This window comes from uncultured Thomasclavelia sp. (assembly GCF_944324745.1).
Taxonomy (GTDB): Bacteria; Bacillota_I; Bacilli_A; order Erysipelotrichales; family Coprobacillaceae; genus Thomasclavelia.
Genome location: NZ_CALUXO010000047.1, coordinates 1 through 3,035 on the forward strand (window position 1 = coordinate 1; position 3,035 = coordinate 3,035).

Consider the following 3,035-nt stretch of genomic DNA (forward strand, 5'->3'; position numbering starts at 1 on the left):
GGGCATTATTATTACAGCGTTACCAGATACGGTCTTGGATTTGTTGATTCCTATTTATTCATTGATGAAAGCTGGCATTGAAAGTGTGGCTATAAATGAAATATTGATCTGTATTTTCTATAGTCTTGCTTTTACTATTTGTGGTTTTCTTGCTTGTTTAAAAAGAAATTCGTTAACTAATTATCATGGTTTTACTAATAATGTAATTGCTCAAATTATTAAAATGGTAATAATTGTTGTTATTTCCTGGATGTTCACGGGATTAACAGATGTTCCCTCTATGTCGATAAGTGTGTTATTTGCAATTAGTATAATTGCTACTTTCATGACTGTCTTTTTAATACAATATATTTATACAAAGAAAATAAAATATAAAGCAAATATATTACAGGCTAGTATTATTTCTATTATAACTTTGGGATTATTTCTTGGGGGTAAAAGTTTTATTGAAGATTATATTCCAGGTAATATTGAATCGGTTACGATCAATCATGATATACAGTTTGCTTTAAGTAAGAATCTTTTAAATAAAAATGCTTATTTAAAAGATAAAAATATGATTGATACTGTCGTTGAAATTCATCAGGAAATTTTAGATACCAAATGCAGTTATGGTGATTATGAGATTGGAATTGTTTATCAGTTAAAAAATGGAAGACAAATAGTGCGTAATTATTGGCTTAATTATAATGATTACCAAGCAATCGTTGAAAAGTTTAATCAGGAAATGATTCGTGTCTGGTATTATGATTATTATCAATTAGTAGATATGCTTGATGTTATTTATCAAATTGATTTTGCTGATGAATCTGAAAATATTGATGAACAAATTATTAATAGTGAAGATATTGAGTTATTCAAAAATATTTTAATTCAACAGCTACAGGCTTTTGAAAATGACCATAGTTTATTAAATGAAGTAGAAAAGAGTAGTCCTAGTAGTATATATTTTGGATATGATCCTGAAGATAAGGCAATTGACTTGATTTCATACAGTTATAACGATCCATTAGATCGAACAATTCAGGAATATAATAAAATTAAAGCAAATTAGTTGTAATTATTTTATAAATAGGGATAATGTAAGTGAGGTGATAATAAATGAAAATATTAGAAAGTAATGAATTTGATAATGCAATTGCTAGTGGAGTTGTTCTAGTTGATTTTTATGCTGACTGGTGTGGACCATGTAAAATGTTAGCCCCTGTAATTGAAGGGTTAGCCGATAAAATGACAAATGTTTCTTTTTATAAGTTAAATGTTGATAATTCTAGTGATATTGCTAGAAGATATGGGGTGCAAGCTATTCCTAACTTAATTATTTTTAAAGATGGAAAAGCTGTTGATCAAATTACAGGTTTTGTTCCTGAAGGTGAAATTGTTAATCATCTAGAAAAAGTTTTATAATTTGAAAAATTTAAATATTTCAAGTAGATACGGGGACATTACATGATGTTCCTTTTCTATTTTTTATAAAAAAGAAAAAGCATGTATACCAATGTCATTAAGTTAAGATGACAAAATTTTAGCCAGGAGCTATATAGAAAATATATTTTCTCCTGGTTATATTTTTATGCAAGCTAAAAAAGTGTAGTCTTGAAACTACATTTTTCAAGGTATATAATAAATTATGTTAGTTATAACGATAGTTAAAGAATACGGTAGTCTTTGGCTTGACATGTCGCTTGTATTTTCTACCGGGTCTAATTGGTAATATTTCTTTAGCTATCAGATTTTCTACAGGTGGATTTTTTCCACCTTTTTTTCTTAGAAATTCTCTGATAATATGTACTGCTCTTGTAAAATTAATCTGATATGTATATTTGAGTTTATCTTTTTTAGGTATTTTTATTTCCTGTACAATTCTTTGACAGAAATTATACATGGTCATGCGGGCATAGATTTCCTGTTGAATCAATTTTCTTTTTTTAGCATGTAATGCATTGAGTCCAATAGCATATTTGAGCTCACGAAAAGAAGTTTCCTCTCCCCAGCGCATATTGTAAATTTCACGGATTTCTTCCATTGAGAATTCTTCTCTGCTTAGATTGGTAATAACGGTTTCATAGGTATCTTCAGTAATTTTGAATCTCACAACTCGACAGTTGAATTCATACCATGGATCATCTTTGCTCATAAAATCAAATCTCGTTGATTTAGTAACAATTTTATATATTTCAGGACAAGCTTTGGTCGTTTTTGTTTGTTTTAAGGTCAACATTCTAAATACATCAATATCAAATTCACCTTCAGGAAATGGACCTAATGATCGAGTGATACTGGTTTGAGAGTCGATATCTTTAACACGAATCAGATATTTATTTCCTGATCGAACAACATGTTCAAAACCATTGTAGGATTCATAGCCTCTATCGGCAATGAAGATAGCTTTATGACCATCATATCTGTCAACAAGCTGATAGAAGGCATCATTTTCATCTTTTTTAGCTTCACCCTGAATGATAATATCATCATATGTAAGTTCCAATAGATCATAACTGGCATTTAAATGAAAGGCAGAATAAGCCTTAGCAAGAGTGCCATGTCTTAATTCAGTAGTTTCATCGTCAAAGATGGTATTATCAATAGGCAGTTCACAGCCATCAACTGCCAATAGTCTATAGCCATGAAATAATTTTATTTTGAATGTTTTTTTATTGAAAGCATCAAACAAAGTCTTGAATGCTTCAGGTTTGATCTTGCTTCTGGCTTGAACAAAAGCAGAAGCAGAAGGGGTATCAATAGAAAAGTCATTAAATTTAAAAAGTTCATCCTTGATAGAGGAAGCTCCCATACAAAGAATAATCTTCATGATTGTTTTGAAATCAAGCTTTCTATTTCTGGTGAAATCAGTATCAGGATTGACACAAAAGATAGAACAGACATTCGAAAGATTATTGATAATGTGAAATAAAACGTTTTTAAGATGTTTATAGCTATTCATGTTTAAGTACCTCCGACATATACCTATAAACAATTGGCCTATTATCAATAAAAAAATTGATAATAGGCCGCACACTATCGTTGCAATGTCA

General features: G+C 29.7%; 3 protein-coding genes. 2 read left to right on the top strand and 1 reads right to left on the bottom strand.

Going from position 1 to position 3,035, the window contains the following annotated elements; genetic code table 11:
* Both Q0K54_RS05650 and trxA read left to right on the top strand, forming a co-directional pair.
* Nucleotides 1-1,054 (top strand): hypothetical protein (locus tag Q0K54_RS05650; protein ID WP_294578897.1); only part of this gene is annotated, 1,054 nt, incomplete at its 5' end.
* A gap of 47 nt (nucleotides 1,055-1,101) precedes the next feature.
* Nucleotides 1,102-1,407, top strand: a complete 306-nt coding sequence (gene trxA / locus Q0K54_RS05655) for a thioredoxin (protein ID WP_087301911.1) — start codon at nucleotides 1,102-1,104, stop codon at nucleotides 1,405-1,407.
* Between the two features lie 226 nt (nucleotides 1,408-1,633).
* On the opposite strand, the gene Q0K54_RS05660 is transcribed toward trxA, so the two are convergent.
* A complete protein-coding gene (locus Q0K54_RS05660; RefSeq protein WP_294578903.1) occupies nucleotides 1,634-2,944 on the bottom strand; it encodes an IS4 family transposase in 1,311 nt (436 codons plus the stop codon).
* Nucleotides 2,945-3,035 lie beyond the last annotated feature (91 nt).

Coding starts and splice junctions, on each gene's coding strand:
- trxA (WP_087301911.1), top strand. CDS start 1,102: ATGAAAATATTAGAAAGTAATGAATTTGATAATGCAATTGCTAGTGGA.
- Q0K54_RS05660 (WP_294578903.1), bottom strand. CDS start 2,944: ATGAATAGCTATAAACATCTTAAAAACGTTTTATTTCACATTATCAAT.